20 protein-coding genes are annotated in these 21798 nt (G+C 54.6%); 17 read left to right on the top strand and 3 right to left on the bottom strand.

The window, feature by feature from the left end:
* Positions 1-177 precede the first annotated feature (177 nt).
* From ACMGGS_RS13540 to ACMGGS_RS13485, 12 genes are all read left to right on the top strand, one after another.
* Complete coding sequence (locus ACMGGS_RS13540; protein WP_276164188.1) at positions 178-2427, top strand: TonB-dependent siderophore receptor; 2250 nt, start codon at positions 178-180, stop codon at positions 2425-2427.
* A gap of 51 nt (positions 2428-2478) precedes the next feature.
* Positions 2479-3123: an enterobactin synthase subunit EntD gene (gene entD / locus ACMGGS_RS13535; protein ID WP_414163087.1), complete on the top strand. Its 645-nt coding sequence runs from the start codon at positions 2479-2481 to the stop codon at positions 3121-3123.
* 134 nt (positions 3124-3257) lie between these two features.
* The gene (locus ACMGGS_RS13530) at positions 3258-4199 is read left to right on the top strand and encodes a D-ribose ABC transporter substrate-binding protein (RefSeq protein WP_414163086.1); all 942 of its coding nucleotides are present in this window, start codon (positions 3258-3260) and stop codon (positions 4197-4199) included.
* Between the two features lie 11 nt (positions 4200-4210).
* On the top strand, positions 4211-4819 hold the full coding sequence (locus ACMGGS_RS13525) for a DUF2291 family protein (RefSeq protein ID WP_414163085.1): 609 nt from the start codon (positions 4211-4213) through the stop codon (positions 4817-4819).
* Positions 4819-6345 (top strand): sugar ABC transporter ATP-binding protein, encoded by a 1527-nt coding sequence (locus ACMGGS_RS13520; RefSeq protein WP_414163084.1) that lies wholly within the window; start codon positions 4819-4821, stop codon positions 6343-6345. The genes ACMGGS_RS13525 and ACMGGS_RS13520 overlap by 1 nt, the downstream gene beginning before the upstream one ends.
* 1 nt (position 6346) lies before the next feature.
* Complete coding sequence (locus ACMGGS_RS13515) at positions 6347-7435, top strand: ABC transporter permease (RefSeq protein ID WP_176917563.1); 1089 nt, start codon at positions 6347-6349, stop codon at positions 7433-7435.
* Positions 7436-7708: 273 nt separating this feature from the next.
* Positions 7709-9049, top strand: coding sequence for an MATE family efflux transporter (locus tag ACMGGS_RS13510; protein WP_414163083.1), 1341 nt, complete (start codon positions 7709-7711; stop codon positions 9047-9049).
* Between the two features lie 104 nt (positions 9050-9153).
* Positions 9154-10047: a hypothetical protein gene (locus tag ACMGGS_RS13505; RefSeq protein ID WP_414163082.1), complete on the top strand. Its 894-nt coding sequence runs from the start codon at positions 9154-9156 to the stop codon at positions 10045-10047.
* 294 nt (positions 10048-10341) lie between these two features.
* The gene (gene ycgZ, locus ACMGGS_RS13500) at positions 10342-10581 is read left to right on the top strand and encodes a regulatory protein YcgZ (RefSeq protein ID WP_194205391.1); all 240 of its coding nucleotides are present in this window, start codon (positions 10342-10344) and stop codon (positions 10579-10581) included.
* 67 nt (positions 10582-10648) lie between these two features.
* Positions 10649-10891, top strand: a complete 243-nt coding sequence (locus ACMGGS_RS13495; protein ID WP_414163081.1) for a hypothetical protein — start codon at positions 10649-10651, stop codon at positions 10889-10891.
* A 74-nt stretch (positions 10892-10965) separates the two neighbouring features.
* Positions 10966-11256 carry a biofilm development regulator YmgB/AriR family protein gene (locus ACMGGS_RS13490; protein ID WP_414163080.1) on the top strand — a complete coding sequence of 97 codons (291 nt, stop codon included), beginning with the start codon at positions 10966-10968 and terminating at the stop codon, positions 11254-11256.
* 527 nt (positions 11257-11783) lie between these two features.
* On the top strand, positions 11784-12044 hold the full coding sequence (locus tag ACMGGS_RS13485) for a hypothetical protein (protein WP_414163079.1): 261 nt from the start codon (positions 11784-11786) through the stop codon (positions 12042-12044).
* Between the two features lie 177 nt (positions 12045-12221).
* On the opposite strand, the gene ACMGGS_RS13480 is transcribed toward ACMGGS_RS13485, so the two are convergent.
* Both ACMGGS_RS13480 and ACMGGS_RS13475 read right to left on the bottom strand, forming a co-directional pair.
* A complete protein-coding gene (locus ACMGGS_RS13480) occupies positions 12222-12587 on the bottom strand; it encodes a hypothetical protein (RefSeq protein ID WP_414163078.1) in 366 nt (121 codons plus the stop codon).
* A 159-nt stretch (positions 12588-12746) separates the two neighbouring features.
* On the bottom strand, positions 12747-13697 hold the full coding sequence (locus tag ACMGGS_RS13475) for a sugar-binding domain-containing protein (protein ID WP_176917559.1): 951 nt from the start codon (positions 13695-13697) through the stop codon (positions 12747-12749).
* Between the two features lie 308 nt (positions 13698-14005).
* Here ACMGGS_RS13475 and ACMGGS_RS13470 point away from each other — a divergent pair, with 308 nt between their 5' ends.
* From ACMGGS_RS13470 to ACMGGS_RS13450, 5 genes are all read left to right on the top strand, one after another.
* Positions 14006-14836 (top strand): transketolase, encoded by an 831-nt coding sequence (locus tag ACMGGS_RS13470; RefSeq protein ID WP_276164176.1) that lies wholly within the window; start codon positions 14006-14008, stop codon positions 14834-14836.
* Positions 14829-15776, top strand: coding sequence for a transketolase family protein (locus ACMGGS_RS13465; RefSeq protein WP_414163077.1), 948 nt, complete (start codon positions 14829-14831; stop codon positions 15774-15776). The genes ACMGGS_RS13470 and ACMGGS_RS13465 overlap by 8 nt, the downstream gene beginning before the upstream one ends.
* 35 nt (positions 15777-15811) lie before the next feature.
* Entirely contained in the window at positions 15812-17230 is a 1419-nt protein-coding gene (locus tag ACMGGS_RS13460) for an L-fucose/L-arabinose isomerase family protein (protein WP_194205382.1), read from the top strand.
* A gap of 17 nt (positions 17231-17247) precedes the next feature.
* Positions 17248-18768, top strand: coding sequence for an FGGY family carbohydrate kinase (locus tag ACMGGS_RS13455; RefSeq protein ID WP_414163076.1), 1521 nt, complete (start codon positions 17248-17250; stop codon positions 18766-18768).
* 246 nt (positions 18769-19014) lie between these two features.
* Entirely contained in the window at positions 19015-19995 is a 981-nt protein-coding gene (locus tag ACMGGS_RS13450) for an IS110 family transposase (RefSeq protein WP_414163075.1), read from the top strand.
* A 434-nt stretch (positions 19996-20429) separates the two neighbouring features.
* Here ACMGGS_RS13450 and ACMGGS_RS13445 read toward each other — a convergent pair whose 3' ends face one another.
* Positions 20430-21767 (bottom strand): aspartate aminotransferase family protein, encoded by a 1338-nt coding sequence (locus tag ACMGGS_RS13445; RefSeq protein ID WP_414166271.1) that lies wholly within the window; start codon positions 21765-21767, stop codon positions 20430-20432.
* Positions 21768-21798 lie beyond the last annotated feature (31 nt).

Raw genomic sequence — 21798 nt, 5'->3', positions numbered from 1 at the left:
TTGCATTTGCAATAGCGTAATGACGCGCCGTGGCAGCGCAAAATCTTAAAAACATGCTATGGGCTGAGCGATTCAGGGAAACGGAACGGTTCTCAGCAACCAGGCAATGATAATGCCAGCACCTCACCCACTGGGAAGGATGCACTGGGGATGCGGCAACGAAAAGCAGAGCTTACAATGAATAACAAAATTCACTCCCTGGCCTTACTGGTCAATCTGGGAATTTACGGGGTAGCGCTTCCGCTGCACGCGGAGGAGACTGCCTCACAGCAAACTTCTTCCGACGGCGAAACGATGGTCGTTACCGCCGCACAGCAAAATCTTCAGGCTCCCGGCGTCTCCACCATTACCGCCGACGAGATCCGCAAAAATCCTCCCGCCCGCGATGTGTCTGAAATTATCCGCACCATGCCCGGCGTTAACCTGACCGGTAACTCCACCAGCGGCCAGCGCGGTAACAATCGCCAGATTGATATTCGCGGCATGGGACCGGAAAACACCCTGATCCTCATCGACGGTAAGCCAGTCACCAGTCGTAATTCGGTCCGTCTGGGCTGGCGCGGCGAGCGCGACACCCGCGGCGATACCGGCTGGGTGCCGCCGGAATTGATCGAGCGTATCGAAGTGATCCGTGGTCCAGCCGCCGCACGTTACGGAAACGGCGCAGCGGGTGGCGTGGTGAACATCATCACCAAAAAAAGCAGCGGCGAATGGCACGGTTCGTGGGATACCTATTTGGACGCGCCGGAACATAAAGACGAAGGGTCGACCAAACGCACCAACTTTAACCTGACCGGCCCGCTGGGCGGCGACGTCAGCTTCCGTCTGTACGGCAACCTGGATAAAACGCAGGCTGACGCCTGGGATATTAACCAGGGCCACCAGTCTGAGCGTACCGGGATTTATGCCGATACGCTGCCTGCCGGGCGCGAAGGCGTGGAAAACAAAGATATCAACGGTGTGCTGCGCTGGGACTTCGCGCCGATGCAGTCGCTGGAGTTTGAATCCGGCTATAGCCGCCAGAATAACCTCTACGCGGGCGACACGCAGAACACAAATACCAATGCGCTGGTGAAGGAAAACTACGGCAAAGAGACCAACCGCCTTTATCGCCAGACATATTCCGTCACCTGGAACGGCGGCTGGGATAACGGCATTACTACGAGTAACTGGGCGCAGTACGAGCATACGCGTAACTCGCGCACGCCTGAAGGTCTGGCGGGTGGTACGGAAGGGATTTTCGACCCGAATGCCTCGCAGAAGTTTGCTGATATCGATCTGGATGACGTGCTGTTACACAGTGAGGTCAACCTACCGTTCGAGTTCCTGGTGAATCAGAACCTGACGCTCGGCAGTGAATGGAATCAGCAGCGGATGAAGGATATGACCTCGAACAGTCAGACCTTTATGGGCGGCGATATTCCGGGTTATGACAGCACCAACCGTAGCCCGTATTCGAAAGCAGAGATTTTCTCACTGTTCACCGAAGACAACATTGAACTGACCGACACCACCATGTTGACGCCGGGGCTGCGTTTCGATCATCACAGCATCGTCGGCAATAACTGGAGTCCGTCGCTGAACCTGTCGCAGGGGCTCGGCGATGACTTCACGCTGAAGATGGGGATTGCCCGCGCTTACAAAGCGCCAAGCCTTTATCAGACCAACCCGAACTACATTCTGTACAGTAAAGGCCAGGGCTGCTACGCCAGTGGCACTGGTGTCGGCTGTTACATGATGGGTAACGACGATCTGAAAGCGGAAACCAGCATCAACAAAGAGATTGGGCTGGAGTTCAAACGCGACGGCTGGCTGGCCGGGCTGACCTGGTTCCGTAACGATTATCGCGACAAAATTGAAGCGGGCTACGCGCCGATTAGCCAGACCGGGACCGGTAAAGTCAAAACCGATATCTACCAGTGGGAAAACATCCCTAAAGCGGTGGTGGAAGGGCTGGAAGGGACGGTTAACGTGCCGGTCAGCGATACCGTTAACTGGACCAACAACATGACGTACATGTTGCAGAGTAAAAACAAAGAGACCGGCGAGCGCCTGTCGATTATCCCTGAGTATACCGTCAACTCAACCCTGAGCTGGCAGGTACAACAGGATTTCTCTGTGCAGTCCACCCTGACCTGGTACGGCAAACAGCAGCCGAAGAAATATAACTACCAGGGCAAACCGGCGACCGGTTCAGAAACCAACGAAGTCAGTCCTTACAGCATCGTTGGCCTGAGCGCGACCTGGGACGCAACCAAAAACGTCAGTCTGACTGGCGGCGTCGATAACGTCTTTGACAAACGTCACTGGCGTGCCGGTAACGCCCAGACCACTGGCGGCACGACGGGTTATATGTACGGCGCAGGCGCTGAAACCTATAACGAGTCTGGCCGCACCTGGTATATGAGCGTGAATACGCACTTCTGATAGCATATTACCCCTCTCCTGCCGGGAGAGGGGTCTTCAGGCTGCGCCACGATGAAAACGTGCCATACGACGATCCACCTCGCCCCTCATCGCCTGCACCGCGTCGATTTCGATCCCGCGACCTTCAGTGCAAGCGATCTTCTCTGGCTACCGCACTATGCTCAACTTGCCCACACCGGGCCTAAACGTCAAACCGAGCATCTTGCGGGACGTATTGCTGCTATTCATGCCCTTAGTGAATACGATGAGAAACGGGTGCCGGGCATGGGCGAAGCACGCCAGCCGCTGTGGCCTGCCGGGGTTTACGGCAGCATCAGCCATAGCGAGACGACGGCGCTGGCGGTAGTTTCTCGTCAGCCGGTGGGCGTGGATATAGAAACGCTTTTTACCCCGGCGCTTAGCGATGAACTTACCGACAGCATCGTAAATACTCAGGAACAAAGGCTGCTACGCGCCGCCCCCTTCCCCTTCCCGCTGGCGTTAACCGTGGCCTTTTCCGCCAAAGAGAGCCTGTTTAAAGCCTGGTCCGCAATTGCCACTCCCCATCCCGGTTTTCACAGCGCCCGGGTAATCGCCTTCGGCCCGAACAGCCTGCACCTGCAACCCTCCGCGACTTTTTCCCCGCATCTGGCAGGCCAGAGCCTCACCTTTCTCTGGACAAAAAATGCGCAGCAGATTATCACCGTGACGCAATAACCCCCTCAGGATCGTGATCCTTTTCTCCTTTTAAGAAATTACCTGCGTAAACCGTAGACAGTTTGATTCAGGCGTTTTATCGTTAACTTGAATAATAAATCATTATTGAATAAATATTCAATGTGGAGAAAACGATGAACATGACCTTTGCAAAATCCGTAATACTGGCTTCTACCCTCGCCGCGTCCGGTTCGCTGTTTGCTGCCGATGGCGGTCTGATCGCTATTATTACTCCCTCACATGATAACCCGTTCTTTAAAGCCGAAGCGGACGGTGCCGCTGCCAAAGCTAAAGAGCTGGGCTATACCACGCTGGTGGCGTCCCATGATGATGACGTAAATAAACAAAACCAGTTGATTGAAACCGCCATCGCCCGTAAAGCGAAGGCCATCATTCTGGATAACGCCGGCGCGGACGCCACCGTTGGTCCGCTGGAAAAAGCGAAAGCGGCAGGCGTTCCGGCGTTCCTTATCGATCGTGAAATTAACAAAACCGGCATCGCCGTCGCGCAGATCGTTTCTAACAACTATCAGGGCGCGCAGTTAGGCGCGGAGAAATTTGCCAAATTGCTGAACGGTAAAGGCAAATATGTCGAACTGCTGGGCCGTCAGTCAGACACCAATGCCAAAGTTCGTTCGCAGGGTTATCACGATGTGCTGGATGATTACACCGACCTGAAAATGGTCGCCCAGCAGACCGCGAACTGGAGCCAGACCGAAGCCTTCACCCGTATGGAAGCGATGCTGCAAACCAACCCGGATATCGTCGGCGTCATTTCCGGTAACGACACCATGGCGCTCGGCGCAGAAGCCGCGCTGAAAGCCGCAGGTAAGAAAGATGTTGTGGTTGTCGGCTTTGACGGCAGCGATTACACCCGCGATTCCATCATCAATAAAGGCAACATCAAGGCTACCGTCCTGCAACCTGGCTGGCAGCAGGCGCAAATGGCTGTTGAGCAGGCGGACTACTTCCTGAAAAACGGCAAAGCCCAGAAGGAAGAGAAACAACTGATGGACTGCGTGCTGATTGATGAAACCAACGCCAGCAAGCTGAACATGTTCAACCTCAGTAAGTAAGCGGAGGCGTTATGTCGTTAAAACAATGGGGTGTCGCGCTGTTGGGTTGTGCCATCCTGTTGCTGACGGCCTGCACGGTGGTGGATCTGGATGAGAACGGCAAGCCGATTATGCCTGCCGATCCCAACGCCAAAGCCAACTTTGACAACCAGACCCCACAGCAGATCGCGCAACAAACCTGGCAGGAACGCGTGATTGATGCGGCACACAAAAAGGCGCTTGATGCCACCGCACTCTCAACGCAGTTAAAAACGCCATCACCCGATGCTGAAAGCGTCTTCGTCCGCCTCACCAGTAAAGTGGAGCGCGTGGACCTTAGCAACGAGCGTGAACAAAAACTGATTATGACATTTAACGGTCAGCCGCTGGAGGTACAGACCGGCCCGGTGATGCGCGGCAACGCCATTCGCGACGCAACCGGATTTAAATTTGAAGATTTTACTAACCAGGTACAGTTTGCCCAACTGTCGCGCGCCTATAACCGGGAAGCCGTAAAAAGCCTGCCGAAGATCGACGACAGCTGGACGGGTAAAACCGCCACCGTACTGATGGCCGTGACCCTTAACGGTGGCAAAGCCGAAAACGCGGCCGCGCTGGAGCTGAAACAGGAGGCACAATAATGAGCGACAGTCCTGTGGATGACATTATCCTGCGCACGCGCGGTATTTCGATGCTCTTTCCCGGCACCATCGCGCTGGACAACGTGGATTACAACGTCTGGCGCGGTAAGGTGAACGTGATTATCGGCGAGAACGGCGCGGGCAAATCCACGCTGATGAAAATTCTCGCCGGTGTGCAGCAGCCGAGCCTCGGTGAAATGTGGCTCAACGGCAAGCAGGTGCATTTTCCCAACACCCGCGCTGCCGCGGCACACGGCATCGGCATGGTGCATCAGGAACTCAATCTGTTTGAGAACCTCACCGTGGCGGAAAACATCTTTCTGGGCCGTGAGCTACAGAAAGGTATTACGCCGATTAACGAAGCCGAACAGGAAAAACGCGCCGCCGAGCTGCTTAAACGTCTCGATCAGCCAATCTCTCCCCGCGAGCTGGTGGGCAATCTGAAGGTCGGCCAGCAGCAGCTGATTGAGATCGCCAAGGCGCTGGCCGAGGATGCGGACATCCTGATCCTCGACGAACCCACCTCGGCGCTGAGTAAAACCGAAGTGGAGATCCTGTTCCGGGTGATCCGCGAACTGACCCGCCAGGGGGTGTCGATTATTTATATTTCGCACCGCCTGGAAGAACTGATGGCGATTGGTGACGTGATTACCATCCTGCGCGACGGCAAGTTCCAGTCCGAAGCGAAGGTAAGCGATATCGACGTGCCGTGGATCGTGCGTGAAATGCTCGGCAGCGATCCGGTGACGAACTTCCTGACGCCGGGCCGCACTTTTGGCGCACCGGTGCTGGAAGCGGAACACATCACCTGCGTCAATGCCAGCGGCAATGCGGTGGTCGATGACGTTTCGTTTAACGTCCACGCCGGGGAAATCGTCGGCATTTACGGGCTGATGGGGGCGGGTCGCACCGAACTGTTTGAATGCCTGCTGGGAACGCAACGCAACTATCTCGGCAAACTGTGGCTGGACAGCAAACCTGTGCCGCAGCGGCTGACACCCGCCGATCGCATCAAAATGGGCATGAGCCTGGTCCCGGAAGATCGCAAGCGTACCGGCATTTTTCCCGTTTCTTCCGTCGCCACCAACCTTACCATCGCCAGTCTGTGGCGACGGTTGCAGCGCGGTTTTGCCATCGCGCAGAAAGATGAGGAAAAAGTCGTTGCCAGTACTATCGGCAGCCTGTCGATTAAAGTCTCCTCGCCGGAGGTGGAAATCCAGGCGCTCAGCGGCGGCAACCAGCAAAAAGTGGTGATCGGACGTTCGCTGCTGACCAATCCAAAAATCCTGTTTCTGGACGAGCCGACGCGCGGTATTGACGTCGGGGCCAAAGCGGACGTGTTCCGCATGATGGTCCAGCTCTCTGAACAGGGCATTGCGGTGGTTTTCTCGACGTCGGATCTGAAAGAAATTATGGCGGTATCGGACCGCATTCTGGTGATGTCCGGCGGCAAACTGACCGCCGACATCGTGCGCGATCGGGCCGAAGAGTCGGCACTGGTAACGGCAAGTGCTCAGGGGTTCTAACATGAAAACAACACAGTCTGTCGCATTAGCGCCGCGCGCCGGGGCGTCGCTGTCGCGGGAAAATATCCTGCTTATGCTGCTGAAGCTGCGCACCTTTATCGCGCTGTTTCTGATCGTCGGCTTTTTTACCATCACCGTGCCGGGCTTCCTTTCGGCGGGCAGCATGGTGATTATGATTAAGCATATCGCCATCAACGCCTTTCTGGCGCTGGGGATCACCTTTGTCATCATCACCGCCGGGATCGACCTGTCGATTGGGGCCACGCTTGGCCTGTGCGGGATGATCGCCGGATGGCTTATCACCAAAGGTATCGTGCTGCCGATGTTTGGCATCGCCATTTTCCCGAGCGTGTGGGTGATTGTGCCGATTGTACTGTTGATAGGCGCGCTGATTGGCGGCGTTAACGGCTGGATCATCACCCGTTACAACGTGGCCCCGTTTATCTGTACCCTCGGCACGATGTACGTGCTGCGCGGGGCGGCGATGCTCACTTCCGACGGCCAGACCTTCCCTGGCCTGTCGGGCAATCCGCAGCTCGGTAACACCGGTTTCGACGAGATTGGCGCAGGCTCGCTGCTCGGCATTCCGTGGGCCATCTGGATGATGATCGTGCTGGCGCTGATCATCGCCTACATTGCCCGCCGCCTGCCGTTTGGTCGTCATGTGTATGCCATTGGTGATAACGAACGCGCGGCGGAGCTGTCCGGCGTGCGGGTGAAACAGATTAAAGTGCTGGTGTATATGCTCTCCGGCCTGTGTGCGGCCATCGCCGGGATCGTCGTCTCCGCGCAACTGCTCGCCAGCCATCCGGCCAACGGCACCGCGTTTGAGATGAATGCCATCGCCGCTGTGGTGCTGGGCGGCACCTCGCTGGCCGGCGGACGTGGCACCATTCTCGGCACGCTGATCGGTGCATTTGTCATCGGTTTCCTCGCCGATGGTCTGGTCATGATGGGGGTGAGTGAATTCTGGCAGATGGTGATTAAAGGGATCGTGATTATCGTCGCGGTGATTATCGACCAGATGCAGAACCGCATGCAGCAAAAAGCCGCGGTGGTGGCGCAAAAGGCGGTAATTGAGGGCAAGTAACTTTCGTCGCAGGCGGAAAGTAATCCGCCTGCCTTCTTTATTAAATCCTGGAGAATAATGAGCAACGGGATTATTATCGTTAGCTTCTGGTCTTTAGCAGGACGCAATGATGGCAACCTGGACGCTAATTACATTCGCAATAATTATTCTTCAGCAAAAAATCATTGCGTATCTTAATGATAAAAAGCGGATCGTCGAATAAGACGGTCCGCTTTTTTTATGCCAGTCCGGGGACACGTTTGTAATAAATAAGTAATAAGGAGATTTATAGTTATGTCAGGGACAGATAATAAATTACAGCTCGGGTTATATGCCCTTGCCTGGCCGATTTTTATCGAACAACTGCTTCGTTTGCTGATGAACTACGTCAGCGTCTTTATGCTCGGGCATTATTCAGATGAAGCAGTGGCGGCAACCGGGGTTGCCAGCCAGATCCTGACACTCTCTGTGATTTTTTATGGTTTTCTGACCGTTGGCGTACAAATTGTCATTGCTCAGTTACTGGGCGCGAAGAAAAAACATCTGGTCAAAAAAGTGATTACGAACGGGCTGGTGGTGGCATTTATTATTGGTATTGCGATGAGCGGCATTTTTATTGTGTTGGGCGATACCTTCCTGCGCTGGCTCGGCCTGAGCGAACAACTGGTGGCCGTTGGTTCACCGTTTATTAAAATTATCGGCGGCAGCTCGGTTATTATCGCAATTTACTCCTCTCTGTTACCGATCCTGCGAACGCATGGCTATGTGCGTCAGGCCATGATTGTTCCCATCACCGTCGGGATTATTAACGTCATTTTTAACTACTTATTTCTCTACGGGCAGCTCAGCTATCTTAATTTGGGTGTTACCGGCGTCGGAATTGCCACCAGCTTCGCCAATATTGTGGGGATGGCGATCACAGTCTGGATGATAAAAAAATATATTGGCTACCGCTTCCGCTGGCAAAAACTGAAGCACTGCTCGAAGAAGATGCTCGGTTCAATATTACGTTATGGCCTGCCCTCTGCGGGCGAAAACCTCTCCTACGCTGGCTCGCAACTGGTGGTCACAGCGATTATTGCTTACCTGGGTACGGAGGCGCTGACCACCAAAGTATATGCCTCGAGCATCAGTCAGTTTGTGGCGATGTTCGCTATCGCCATCGGCCAGGCCTCGCAAATTATTATTGGACGCGCGACGGGGGCCGGTGAAATTGACCGCGCTTATCGTCAGGGTATCCGAAGCTGGAAAATAGGTCTGGTCATTGCCTTTCTGATAAGCGTCATCATTTATCTTTTCGCGCAGCCAATCATGCAATGGTTTACGCCAAACCATGACATTATTGCGATGACCAAACAACTTTTCCTGCTCGCGATACTGCTTGAAATGGGCCGCGCCACCAATATCATTGTGATTAGCAGCCTTAACTCCACCGGCGATGTCCGGTTCCCTTTTATCTGCGGCATTATCGTAATGTGGATTGTCAGCCTGCCTTTTTCTTATCTGCTGGGCATTTCCTGCGGTCTCGGGCTGGTCGGCGTGTGGCTGGCCTATATCATCGATGAAGGGGTTCGTGCACTGCTGATGTACCGGCGCTGGCGCAGCCGTGTCTGGACAACAAAAGCATTGTTTTGATGAGAATATGTTTTTATTGCTACCCGGCAATAAACATGGCATTTCGCTCGCCAGCGATTATGATAAGTTGTTCTAATAAGACATCGCAAAAAAGGATGATATTGATGAAATGGGCAGTTAAAGCAGGGTTATCGGGCGCAATTATTCTCTCCATTGCCGCGTGTGATAGTCTGGATCCCACCAGTACTAAAGGGGAATTTCATTACAGTAATCCCACTAATAACACGATGACCTTTAAGGTTGATGATAAGGATTACAAAGTGGAACCCGGCGCAACCGGACAGCTGAGCCTGTCACCCGGTATGCACAGTATGGTGAACGCAAAGGGTGAAAAAAGTCAGTTCATGGTGTTTGATAATAATACCGGTGGAATTATTAACCCGGATCATCAGATGTACTATATGTTGTCTGAAGTCTACGCCGTTAAAGGACATGAACAGCGTTTCAGACCCGCGGAGTACGCGGTCACCATCAACGGCCATAATCTCAAAATGCCGCTTCTCAGTGCCAATGCCACTATTATTGACCACACTTTCTTTGCCTGTAAATATCAGTTAGGTGAACCTTTTCCTGATAACATTACGACGCTTGATAAAAATACCGAAGGCAACATCTATAACAAATGTTTTGATAAAACAGAACTGCTGACCTACTTCGAAAAAGAATATAATCAAAAGCTCGACCCTTCTTCTGAAAACGGTGACGCCAGCGATTCTGTGAATACGGTCTTTGACTACCGTATCCCTGAACCGAAATTTAAAGATCCGGCCACGCAAAAGCAGGCGGAGAAAATAGTTTCGCTGTTGAAGAAGATCAACGACTCTACCGATCCTGGTATTCATGAGGACGTCAGAAAAGAACTTTTCCAGGCCACCAGCGATCTGGTCTCGGCTGACGTCAAGGTCGCGGCGAAAAATACGGTTGAGGATAATAAATATTACAACGCCTTTGTAGAGCAAACGGGCAGGTTCAGAGGCTACGGTATTCTGCCTAAGTAAGACGGTTCTGCCCGCGATAAGCGATTAACGCGGGCAACGTCGGTGAACGCCCCTTCTCGCATCATTAACCATGCAGCATTTTCGCATATCTATAGCCTGATAAAGGCAACTCTGCATTAGCCATTCTGAATCTTGTACAACTTTACACTCCATCAACTCATTGTTTTAAAATGATTTTTATAATTAATCTATCAACAGAAAGCTTTTAACAAGAAAAAACCTGTACAAGATTACAATTATTGTATAACTTTCTTTAACACCATCGACAACACTAAACATACAACAAGGCTAAATATGCAACAGATTATGCCATCCCATGCAATATCAAGCCACCTTACTGCCTTGCTCGGTCAGGCAACGCTGCCTTCTCAGCAACAGACGCTCGGCGCTATCGTTGTGGAGGTTTTAAAATCAGGCAGGACGCTGAACCGTAAAGCCCTTTGTCTGCGCCTGCTTGCGCGTATGGATCAGTCGTCGTCCAGCGAAGAGAAACAGCATTATCAGGACCTGTTAGGTTTGCTTTTCCGGAACTAGACCTCCTTCCAGCAGCAAGGAAGCGGTATTGTTGCCAGGAGGTTAATCATTATCCTGAAGAGTAGAGATGAAAGAGAATAACACCCATAACCTGCCCCATGTCGTTATCGGGGACATCGTGATGGAATTGCTGGATGAAACACGTTCGTTTACCCCGGAGATCGTGCTTCAGAAGCTGGAAACCGCACTGGATGCAAGTAAAGATAGCCAGCATTCACATGCACTGAATGATGCCATGACCCAGGTAAAAGCAAAGTTAGTCCCTGCGGAGCAGATTATCCCTGACGAAAGTAATCTGACCGGCAGCTGAGTCGTCAGTTGCTGAAAATCTGAGGTTACGTCAATACAATCTGTCGGCTTAAATTAATCACTGAAGGAAATAGTATGCGCCAGACAACGAATCAACCCGCCTTTCATGCGTGGTTTCTGGACAACGGAGATATGTATGCCGCCGAGCAACATGTCCTTGATGGGATCGTTAAGCAATTGCTGATCAAAAACGTCACGCTGACTAACAAGGCCATCATTCTTTGTCTCATTAGCGAGCTTGAGAAATGCTCTGATGTTGTACAACTGGATATTCTGCGGAGCTGTCTTGAAATCGTTGTGGGTCGCAAGACGGAAGATGAAGATTACTTTTTTCCTCGTTCAGCCAGCGCCCGGCATACACACTGATTCGAGCAGATCGCACCGTTGCTGGCGGCATGTCTGTTTGGAGTAGAAAATAACCCACGTACTGGAAGTAGAAAACCTTTTGTGCCAGATGCCTTAGTGCATTTTACGAGCAAGCGTTTCAATCAACAGCTTGCAGTTTTCGCGTCTGGATGGATTTTCCGTTATCTCCATTACGCTGTGAAGCGACTCGATAATGTCGTGGACCGTAATAACTCTGGCGGGCGCCAGCATATCAACGACAACTTGTCCGATAAGTTCACTTAAATCAACTCCCTTTCCTGTATGATCTTTTGTCAAAGCCCCTCCGACTGTTGGATGTATATACAGTGTAACACCTCACGCGCTTTAAGCGAAACTTCTGGCTGCCATTTTGTGCTCTGACGCCCTTAACGCCGCCGTATTTTTATCGATTAATCCGAATATCTCTTTTATTTGTCTTGCTGGCCTTAATTTTGCGTCTTATCCGTAGCAAGGGTCTACAGTGTGTAGTGAGGTTGTCATCCACTCGTACCAAAGGAGGTTTTATAGTGTTATTTCCAGAAGACGAGATAGGCCACGTCATTATTGGCGAAGCGGCACTTAGCCTGGCGCTCAGTGAAAAAGAGATTAGCGTTTTTTCTCTTATCAATGAGCTTAGTTACATGGCCAGAGAGGAAGCCAGCGACGAACGACTTGTTGAAATCAATGAGGCCAGAAGTTGGTTGAAAACGATGAATACACCGGAAATTGCTGCTCAACATGTGCCGTACCTGCATACACTGGCAGGCCTGAACGAAGAAAAGAACTAACGCCAATGGACGTAGTCCGGCTCCGGCCGGAAGACGACAGCGAGAGATGACCTCATCGGTCGCGCGCAAGCGTGTACCGGCCGGAGAAACTGTCAGGGATGACTTTACGCTAAAGCGTTATTATGAATTGCAGGGAGCAATGCTAATGCTGTGTGCAAAAACGGCATGGTACGGTATTTAGTTAGGGCATAAACCGCTGGGCTTTTTCAGTGGCCCGCATTCATCAAAGCCATAAACCTGATAGCCTTTACTTTCCATGCATCTGAAAATCCTTTGGTTCCTGTCGACACCTTCTTTCAGGGTTTCATTCCCATGCTGAATGTTTAATCCCCAGTTTTTATCGTCAAGGTTTTCGCTTCGATCAACGCCACAGCTGTAGAGCGCCTCCTTGCGTTCGCGAATGTTTGTCTGGCCTGTCGAATCCACTTTTTGAAACACCTGTATCCAGGGGACGTAGCGATAATTGGACGAGTCCAAATCCGCGACCACACATCCGGTTAAATTGAGGATCCCCGACAGTAAAAGAATCGTTTGTAAGCGCATTGGTATCCCTGTTAAGAAGTGAAAAGATAAAATCAGTTTGATCTGTTACGGTCGTTTTCATTCTGGGACAGATCACTGTATGACGCCCCTCTTTGATACTCTCATCATTGTTCTGTCTCGCACAGCAAAAACCTCCTTCCTGTTGAACGGCCTCCCTTCCTAGCCTTTCACCAGACTGCGCGCCGTCGGGTAATCCGTAATCAACACATCGATATAATTGCCCTGCAACGCCCCACGAATAGCATTCCTTTTTTCCGGTCCGCCTGCCAGCGCAATCACCTGCGGGCAGGCGCGGATCTGCGATAGCTCCATACCAATTACCGGATCTTCCTCATGGCTCAGAACCGGGTTACCCGCTGCGTCGTAATAATGCAGACAGATGTCCCCTACCGCGCCGCGTTCGGAGAGCAGTGTCAGCATCTGTTCGTTGTAATAGTTACCGGAGTTTTTCAATAGCTGGGAAGGTTCAAGCTCGCCGATGCCGACAATCGCCACGTCCACCTGGGCAAACTTTTCCACTACCGCGGCGACGTCCGGGCTGCTGACCAGCCGGGTGCGCTCCTCAACCGAGTGTTCGATGCTCTGTGACGGCAGCAGCCAGGCCGGGCACCCCAGATGTGCCGCTAATTGTTGGGTCAGGATCGTCGCCTGCACGTTACCATTGGGGCCAACGCCACCTAATAGCTGGATCACCCCGGCCGCGCGGATGTTCTGCGGATGCATCTCATCCACCATGCAGCGGATGGTGCTGCTCCAGGAGGAGATACCCACCAGGTCTTCCGGGCGCAGGCGCGTTTCAACGTAGTGCGCCGCCGCGCTGCCAATGGCATGTTTGATCTGCGCATTTCCGGGGGTGTCGCCGGTATCGACCACAATCGCCTGGCGGATGCCGTACTGCTCCTCAATGGCTTTTTCCAGCGAGACAAAAATATTGGTCGGCTGCACGACGGTGATTTTCACCAGCCCTTCTTTCTGACAGCGCGTTAACGCCCGCGAGACAAAAGACTGGGAGAGATGAAGCAGCGAGGCTATCTCAGACTGTTTTTTATTTTCACTGTAATAAAGCGTGGCGATCTTCACCAGCAAGCGCTGCTCATCCTGCTTAGACATAGTGTTCCCCTTGATTTACTGCCTGTTATTTTTATGCATTGTTGAATATTTAACAAGCCAGCCGCCGTCTGCACGCACGATCATTTGTGATCGTACTCGCTTTTCTGCAAAGCAACCCGGCTGTTGTCGTAGACAAAGCGTTCAACAAAGCATATCTTTACTTCATGAATAATAAATCAGTAGTGAATATATATTCCGAGCGGTAAAAAAATGGCAATGTAGCCTGTCTGCCTACGCCACGTTCGGAGTTCATTTTTACCCTACTGGAATATTTATTCATAACAGATTATACATTCAAGAGGTGCTTTATGAATCCGTTTTCGCTCTCCGTCGAGGAGCTTGAGAAAAAAGCGCGTGCCGTCCGTCGTCGCATTATTGTCCTCAATGCGGAAAGTCCGGCAGGGGGCCATACCGGGGCTGATTTGTCGCAGGTCGAACTGCTGACCGCCCTCTACTTTCGTATTCTGAACTGCTCGCCCGCGCTGCAAGAGAGCGACGAGCGCGATATTTACATCCAGTCCAAAGGTCACGCCGTTGGCGGCTATTACTGCGTGCTCGCCGAAGCCGGATTTATTCCGGTGGAATGGCTCTCTACCTATCAACACGCGGACTCTCACCTGCCCGGCCATCCGGTGAAACACAAAACGCCGGGTATTGAACTCAATACTGGCGCGCTGGGTCACGGCCTGCCGGTGGCGGTGGGGATCGCCCTTGCAGCGAAACGCAGTAACAGTAAACGTCGCGTCTTCGCCATCACCGGTGACGGCGAACTGGCGGAAGGCAGTAACTGGGAAGCGGCGCTGGTGGCAGCGCACTATCAGCTCGATAACCTGATCATCATTAACGATAAAAACAACCTGCAACTGGCAGGATCGACCAAAGAGATCATGAACACCGATCCGCTGGATGAAAAATGGCGCGCGTTTGGGATGGAAGTTACCGAATGTCGCGGCAATGACATGGCGGATGTGGTCGCCACGCTGGAGGGATTACAGCCTAACGGTAAACCGCATGTGGTCATTGCCAACACCACGAAAGGCGCAGGGATCTCCTTTATTCAGGGACGCCCTGAATGGCATCACCGGGTGCCGAAAGGGGAAGAGATTGAACTGGCGCTGGAGGAACTGAACGATGAGTAATAGCGAACATCTCGCCACGGTGATGGTGAATGCCTTTATTGATGCCGTGGATCGCGGCGTGGATCTGGTGCCGGTAGTGGCAGACTCCACTTCCACCGCCAAAATTTCGCCGTTTATTAAAAAATTCCCTGACCGCTTGGTTAACGTGGGGATTGCAGAACAAACGCTGGTCGGCGCTGCGGCCGGGCTGGCCATCGGCGGTAAAATTGCCGTCACCTGTAACGCCGCGCCGTTTTTGATTTCCCGCGCCAACGAGCAGATCAAAGTCGATATTTGCTACAACAACACTAACGTCAAGCTGTTCGGCCTGAACGCCGGGGCGAGCTACGGCCCGCTGGCCAGTACCCACCACAGTATTGACGATATCTCCGTACTGCGCGGTTTCGGCAATATTGAAATCTACGCCCCTTCCAGTCCGCTGGAGTGCCGGCAGATTATTGATTACGCGCTGGAACATATTGGCCCGGTTTATATTCGCCTGGACGGTAAAGCCCTGCCGGAACTGCATGACGACGACTACCGCTTCGCGCCTGGCAATATTGATGTGCTGCGCAAAGGTACGGATATCGCGCTGGTGGCGATGGGTTCGACGGTGCATGAAATTGTCGATGCCGCCACACAACTGGCGCAAGCGGGTATTGAGGCCAGCGTGATCAGTGTACCTTCTATTCGTCCGTGTAATACCACCCAGCTTCTTGAGCTGCTGAAGCAGCACAAGGCGGTGGTCAGCGTGGAAGAACATAACGTCAACGGCGGCGTGGGCAGCCTGGTGGCGGAAGTGCTGGCGGAAGCAGGATGCGGTATTCCCCTGCGCCGACTCGGTATTCCCGATGGTCAGTACGCTATTGCCGCCGACCGCGCGTCCACCCGCGCACGACATGAAATCGACGCGGCAGGCGTAGTGAAAAACGCAACCGCGCTCTGTCAGGCACAACAATAACAATAATTACGCTGAACCTTACTGGAGATTATGCAATGTCCCGAATCCCGCAACAATTAACCATGGCGGTCATTATTGGCAACCGGGGATTTTTCCCCAGCTACCTGGTGGCTGAGGCGCGTGAACAGGCGGTGGCGCTTTTTGCCCGCCTCGGCATTAACACCATCATGGTGGATGAAACGCAGACCGAACTCGGCGGCGTGGAAACGCGTCAGGACGCGAAGGTATGCGCGGAACTGTTTCGCGCCCATCGCGATGAGATCCACGGCGTCGTGGTGCTATTGCCGAACTTTGGCGATGAAAAAGCCGTCGCCGAAACGCTGCGACTGTCCGGTCTGAACGTGCCGGTGCTGGTCCAGGCGCAGGAAGACAACCTCGATAAAATGGGGCTTGCCACTCGCCGCGACAGCTTCTGCGGTAAAATCTCGCTGTGTAATAACCTGCGCCAGTACGGTATTCCTTTCACCCTGACCACTCAGCACGTCTGCGCGCTGGATGGCGAGGTCTTCGCACAGGATCTGAAGCGGTTTGAGCAGATTTGCCGCGTGGTGAGCAGCATGCGCGGCGTGCGCGTCGGGGCCATCGGCGCTCGTCCGGCGGGTTTTAACACCGTGCGCTACAGCGAAAAACTGCTTGAACGTCTCGGCATCGCGGTTGAAACCCTTGACCTCTCCGAAGTCTTTACCCGCATCAAACTGCTGCGCGACGACGATATCCGCGTGGATGAAAAGCGCCGTTTGCTGATCGACAACGCCGACGCCAGCGGTATCCCGGCGGACAAGCTGGTAACAATGGCGAAACTTTTCGTGGTGATCAGCGAGTGGGTAATTGCCAACGACATCGACACCACCGCCATCCAGTGCTGGACCTCACTTCAGGAGAACCTCGGCATCAACGTGTGCTCTATTATGAGCGTAATGTCCGGCCAGCTGATGCCCAGCGCCTGCGAAGTGGACGTGATGGGCGCACTGTCGATGTACGCGCTGGCGAGCAGCAATATGAGTCCGGCTTCGATTGCCGACTGGAACAACAACTTCGGCGACGATCGTAACAAATGCGTGCTGTTTCACTGCGGTAACTTCGCCGCCGCCAGCCTGGATACTCCGCATATGGGCACGGCGGATATTATCGGTACGACCGTCGGCAAAGAGAATACCTGCGGCGCGGTGCACGGACGTTTTCGCAGCGGCGATCTGACCTATTTCCGGTTGAGCACCGATGACCTGACTGGAGAGATCAAGGCTTACGTCGGTGCGGGTAAATCAGTAGACGATCCGCTGGATACGGTAGGCTGCCGCGCGGTGATTGAAGTGCCGCATCTGGAAAATCTGCTGAACTGGATCTGCCGCAACGGTTTTGAACATCACGTGGCGATGAACCACTCCGCCAGCGCGGACGTGTTACACGAAGCCTTCACGCGCTATCTCGGTGTCAGCACCTATCTTCACCAGTAAGGACAGCGGAGCACACTATGTCGGTGAGTAAAGAGATCGTTATTGCGCTTGATGAGGGCACCACCAACGCGAAAGCGGTGGCAATCGATGCGGCGGGTAAGGTCGTGGCGACGTTTTCCCGCGGGTTGTCGATCCAGACGCCGCGCGAAGGCTGGGTGGAGCAGTCAGCGGACCTGCTGATTGAAGCTTCCCTTGATGTGGTCTCGCAGGCGGTGGCCGCAGTCGGTGCCGATCGGGTGGCCGCGCTGGCGATCAGTAACCAGCGCGAGACGGCGGTCGGCTGGTATCGCAGCAACGGGCGGGCGATCGGTCCGGCGCTCACCTGGCAGTGCTCACGCACGGCGGCGTTTTGCCAGAGCCTGCGTCAGCAGGGCAGCGAGGAGCGGATAAAGGCCATCACTGGCCTGCCCGTCGCGCCGCTGTTTTCCGCCTCTAAAATGCGCTGGCTGCTGGATGCCGTTCCAGGCGGTCAGGCGCTCGCTGCCGAGGCGGCGATTTGTCTGGGAACGGTGGATAGCTGGCTACTGTGGCATTTTACCGGCGGCGAGGCGTTCTGCTGCGATTACTCAAACGCCTCACGCACGCAGCTCTTCAATCTGCAAACCGCTGGCTGGGATGAGGAGATGCTGGCCCTGTTCGGCATTCCCCGTGCTGCGCTGCCGGAAATCCGCCCGTCCAGCGGCGAGTTTGGCCGCACCAGAGGGCTGAAAGGCATTCCGGATGGCATTCCGATCCTCGCGATGATCGGCGATTCTCACGCGGCGCTGTTCGCGCATAGTCTGGGCGAAGAAGGGCGCGTGAAAGCCACCTATGGCACCGGATCGTCAGTGATGGCCCCGGTTTCTTCCGCGCAATTTGGCGTTAACACACTGGCGACCACCGTGGCCTGGCACGATGGCGAACGTCTGGTATACGGTCTGGAAGGCAATATTCCGCATACCGGCGATGCGGTGGCATGGATGGCCGACAGCACCGGCTTAAGCGAGCTTCCCGCCGCGGAACTGGCGCAGGCGCTGAATACCTTGCCCGCATCCGTCGAATCCACCCTTGGGGTCTATTTTGTGCCGGCGTTAACCGGTCTGGGCGCGCCGTGGTGGGACGAGCAGGCGCGCGGATTAATCCACGGTCTGAGCCGGGGCGTGAAGCGCGCGCATTTGATCCGCGCGGCGCTGGAGTCGATCACCTATCAGATTGCCGACGTGGCGGTCGCCATGCGTCAGCACAGCGATTTTGTCCTGAAGGCGCTGATGGTGGACGGTGGACCGACAAAAAACGACTGGCTGATGCAGTATCAGGCGGATCTGCTGGGTTGTCCGGTAATGCGCAGCGATGTCGCGGAGCTTTCCGCCACTGGCGCGGCGCTGCTGGCGCGTAAGGCGTTACTGAAAGCGGACGTTGGCGCATTACGTCAGTATTTACCGGAACATGCGATCTTTGAACCCGATATGACACGTCATGGCCGGCTGCAAAAACGCTGGCATGAATGGCAGGGTGCGGTGGAGATGACGCGCAGCCAGAAGCACGTTATGCCTGTATGAAAGGTCGACGTTCAGTGTTAATTGTGCCGGGTGGCGCTACGCTTACCCGGCCTTGTATTATCCTTTCTGAGCAGAGAGAGCCGGCCAGTTCTCCCTGCCATGCAGTCCGCATGCCGGACCCGGCCTCAGGCTCAAAGCCTGTTTTGTAGATCTATGCAGCGGACTGCCCTTCTCCACAGGTGACAAACCGGACAGTATCATGGACCGGTTTTCCCGGTAATCCGCATTCACAAGGTTGGTCTCACTATGGAACAGGAACTGCATTTTATTGGTATCGACGTCTCTAAAGCGAAGCTGGATGTTGATGTGCTGCGGCCCGATGGCCGTCACCGCAGTAAAAAGTTTGCCAACACCCCGAAGGGCCACGATGAGCTGGTCCGCTGGCTGAACAGCCATCAGGCTGCGCCTGCACATATCTGTATGGAAGCCACCAGTACGTACATGGAAGACGCCGCCGCGCATCTCAGCGATGCGGGGTTCACGGTATCGATCATCAATCCCGCCCGCGGTAAAGCCTTCGCACAGAGCGAGGGACTGCGCAGCAAAACGGACGCCGTCGACGCCCGGATGCTGGCAGAGTTCTGCCGCCAGAAGCGGCCTGCTGCATGGCAGGCGCCTCATCCGGTTGAACGGGCGCTGCGGGCACTGGTGCTGCGCCATCAGTCGCTGACGGACATGCACACCCAGGAGCTTAACCGGCTGGAGACAGCGCGGGACGTTCAGATGCCGAGTATTGACGCGCATCTTCTGTGGCTTGATGCCGAACTGAAACGTCTTGAAAAACAGATAAAGGACCTGACGGATGATGACCCGGATATGAAGCACCGCAGGAAGCTGCTGGAAAGTATCCCGGGTATCGGGGAAAAGACGTCAGCGGTGCTGCTGGCGTACATCGGTCTGGAAAACCGGTTCGGCGGAGCGAGACAGTTCGCGGCCTTCGCGGGACTGACGCCCCGCCATCATGAATCAGGGAGCAGCGTGCGCGGCGCAGGGCGGATGAGTAAGGCGGGCCATGTGTCGCTTCGCAGGGCGCTGTACATGCCGGCGATGGTGGCAGTAAGCAAAACGACCTGGGGGCGGGCGTTCCGTGACCGTCTGGCGGCTAACGGCAAACGGGGAAAAGTCATCATCGGGGCGATGATGCGTAAACTGGCGCAGGTGGCCTACGGTGTGCTGAAATCGGGCGAGTCGTTCGACGCGTCCAGGCATGCACCGGTAGCGGCTTAACCGGGTCGTGAAAGGAAAAAACAGCGCCTGACGGCGCTGTGGTTGTCATGCCTGTAATCCGGGAAACCGGAAGATAAAAAAAACTTGCGGGCTATAACAGTATCTACAAAACCCATAATATCAAAGAATTACAAATAACCATTTAACGTTGTCACGCCGTCCCCCACCGTAGGCCCGCGCAAGCGCAGCGCCGCCGGGCAGGTTAAACCACCGCCGTCACGCCGTCCCCCACCGTAGGCCCGTGCAAGCGCAGCGCCGCCGGGCAGGCAAAACCACCGCCTTCACGCCGTCCCCCACCGTAGGCCCGCGCAAGCGCAGCGCCGCCGGGCAGGCAAAACCACCGCCGTCACGCCGTCCCCCTCCGTAGGCCCGCGCAAGCGCAGCGCCGCCGGGCAGTTTCCCACCCGGCGCGCGTTAACCTTTTGGCCTCTGACTTATCGTGCCAGCCCGCTAAATCGTGATAAAACGCTATCAAAAATCGTCAGTCCCTTTTGCACCTGCTCCGCGCTGATGGTGCACGGGGGTACGACATGGATGCGGTTTTCGACCACAAAGCTCAACACGCCTGCTTCGGTCAGGGCGAATTTAATGCTCGCCATCTCCGTCGCGCCTACAGGCGTTTTGCTCTGCGCATTCGTCACCAGCTCCATCGCCTGAAACACGCCGCGCCCGCGCACCTCGCCAATCAGTGGGTGTTTTGCTGCCAGCGCTTCCAGTCCTGGTCGCAGCACGCTGTCGCCGATATACGCGGCATTCTCCACCACCTTTTCCTCTTTCATCGCGTCCAGGGTGGCAACAATCGCCGCCATTGCCAGCGGGTGTCCTGAATAGGTCAGCCCCCCGGCAAAGAAATGATCGTTAAAATAGTGGGCAATCGGCTCGCTGATAATGACGCCACCCGCCGGAACATAACCGGCGTTGACGCCCTTAGCGAAGGTGATCAAGTCCGGCACAATGCCGTCCTGTTCGAAAGCGAACCAGCTTCCGGTGCGACCAAAGCCCGCCATCACTTCATCCAGAATCAGAAGAATGCCGAACTCGTCGGCCAGCGCCCGCACGCCCTGCATATAACCCGCAGGCGGCACCAGAATGCCTGCGGTGCCAGGGATCGACTCCAGCAAAATCGCCGCAATCGCCGCTGGCCCTTCGCATTCAATCATCCGTCGCAGGTGGGCCAGCGCCCGGTCGCACTCTTCCTGTTCGCTGGTTGCATTGAACTCGCTGCGATACAGATAAGGATTGAAGAAATGAACGTGGCCGCGCGAAAACTCATTCGGTACACGTCGCCAGTCGCCGGTGGCGGCAATCGCGCTGCCGGTGTTGCCGTGATAAGAACGGTAAGCCGACAGTACTTTATCGCGCCCGGTATAGAGCCGGGCCATACGGATGGCGTTTTCATTCGCGTCCGCACCCGCATTGGTGAAAAAAACCTTGCTGAACCCTTCCGGGGCCAGTTCGACAATACGGCGTGCCGCTTCGCCGCGCGTCAGGTTAGCGGTCGCCGGCGCAATTGTGACCAGTTCATCGATCTGCGCTTTCATCGCCGCCAGCACGCGCGGGTGCTGGTATCCAATATTGACATTCACCAGTTGGCTGCTGAAATCCAGCCAGCTATTGCCCTCATAGTCCCACAGTTCACAGCCCTGTGCGCCCGCGATGACCAGCGGATTGAGGTTGCCCTGCATCGACCATGAATGAAATACATATGCGCGATCCAGCTGACGTACATCGTTATTGGTGATTGCCATATCGTCCTGAAGTGCCAGTTTCATTCGCTGCCCCTCTTTGGTGATGATTGATATC

Source organism: Superficieibacter sp. BNK-5 (assembly GCF_047456055.1).
GTDB lineage: Bacteria > Pseudomonadota > Gammaproteobacteria > Enterobacterales > Enterobacteriaceae > Superficieibacter.
This window is presented reverse-complemented; position numbering and strand designations above follow the sequence as displayed.

Bases quoted from the DNA above. Each gene is read 5' to 3' on its own strand.
- ACMGGS_RS13465 (WP_414163077.1), top strand. From the start codon at position 14,829: ATGAGTAATAGCGAACATCTCGCCACGGTGATGGTGAATGCCTTTATT.
- ACMGGS_RS13445 (WP_414166271.1), bottom strand. From the start codon at position 21,767: ATGAAACTGGCACTTCAGGACGATATGGCAATCACCAATAACGATGTA.
- ACMGGS_RS13510 (WP_414163083.1), top strand. From the start codon at position 7,709: ATGTCAGGGACAGATAATAAATTACAGCTCGGGTTATATGCCCTTGCC.
- ACMGGS_RS13540 (WP_276164188.1), top strand. From the start codon at position 178: ATGAATAACAAAATTCACTCCCTGGCCTTACTGGTCAATCTGGGAATT.
- ACMGGS_RS13525 (WP_414163085.1), top strand. From the start codon at position 4,211: ATGTCGTTAAAACAATGGGGTGTCGCGCTGTTGGGTTGTGCCATCCTG.
- ACMGGS_RS13475 (WP_176917559.1), bottom strand. From the start codon at position 13,697: ATGTCTAAGCAGGATGAGCAGCGCTTGCTGGTGAAGATCGCCACGCTT.
- ACMGGS_RS13450 (WP_414163075.1), top strand. From the start codon at position 19,015: ATGGAACAGGAACTGCATTTTATTGGTATCGACGTCTCTAAAGCGAAG.
- ACMGGS_RS13455 (WP_414163076.1), top strand. From the start codon at position 17,248: ATGTCGGTGAGTAAAGAGATCGTTATTGCGCTTGATGAGGGCACCACC.
- ACMGGS_RS13520 (WP_414163084.1), top strand. From the start codon at position 4,819: ATGAGCGACAGTCCTGTGGATGACATTATCCTGCGCACGCGCGGTATT.
- entD (WP_414163087.1), top strand. From the start codon at position 2,479: ATGAAAACGTGCCATACGACGATCCACCTCGCCCCTCATCGCCTGCAC.
- ACMGGS_RS13530 (WP_414163086.1), top strand. From the start codon at position 3,258: ATGAACATGACCTTTGCAAAATCCGTAATACTGGCTTCTACCCTCGCC.
- ACMGGS_RS13515 (WP_176917563.1), top strand. From the start codon at position 6,347: ATGAAAACAACACAGTCTGTCGCATTAGCGCCGCGCGCCGGGGCGTCG.
- ACMGGS_RS13470 (WP_276164176.1), top strand. From the start codon at position 14,006: ATGAATCCGTTTTCGCTCTCCGTCGAGGAGCTTGAGAAAAAAGCGCGT.
- ACMGGS_RS13480 (WP_414163078.1), bottom strand. From the start codon at position 12,587: ATGCGCTTACAAACGATTCTTTTACTGTCGGGGATCCTCAATTTAACC.
- ycgZ (WP_194205391.1), top strand. From the start codon at position 10,342: ATGCAACAGATTATGCCATCCCATGCAATATCAAGCCACCTTACTGCC.
- ACMGGS_RS13495 (WP_414163081.1), top strand. From the start codon at position 10,649: ATGAAAGAGAATAACACCCATAACCTGCCCCATGTCGTTATCGGGGAC.
- ACMGGS_RS13460 (WP_194205382.1), top strand. From the start codon at position 15,812: ATGTCCCGAATCCCGCAACAATTAACCATGGCGGTCATTATTGGCAAC.
- ACMGGS_RS13490 (WP_414163080.1), top strand. From the start codon at position 10,966: ATGCGCCAGACAACGAATCAACCCGCCTTTCATGCGTGGTTTCTGGAC.
- ACMGGS_RS13505 (WP_414163082.1), top strand. From the start codon at position 9,154: ATGAAATGGGCAGTTAAAGCAGGGTTATCGGGCGCAATTATTCTCTCC.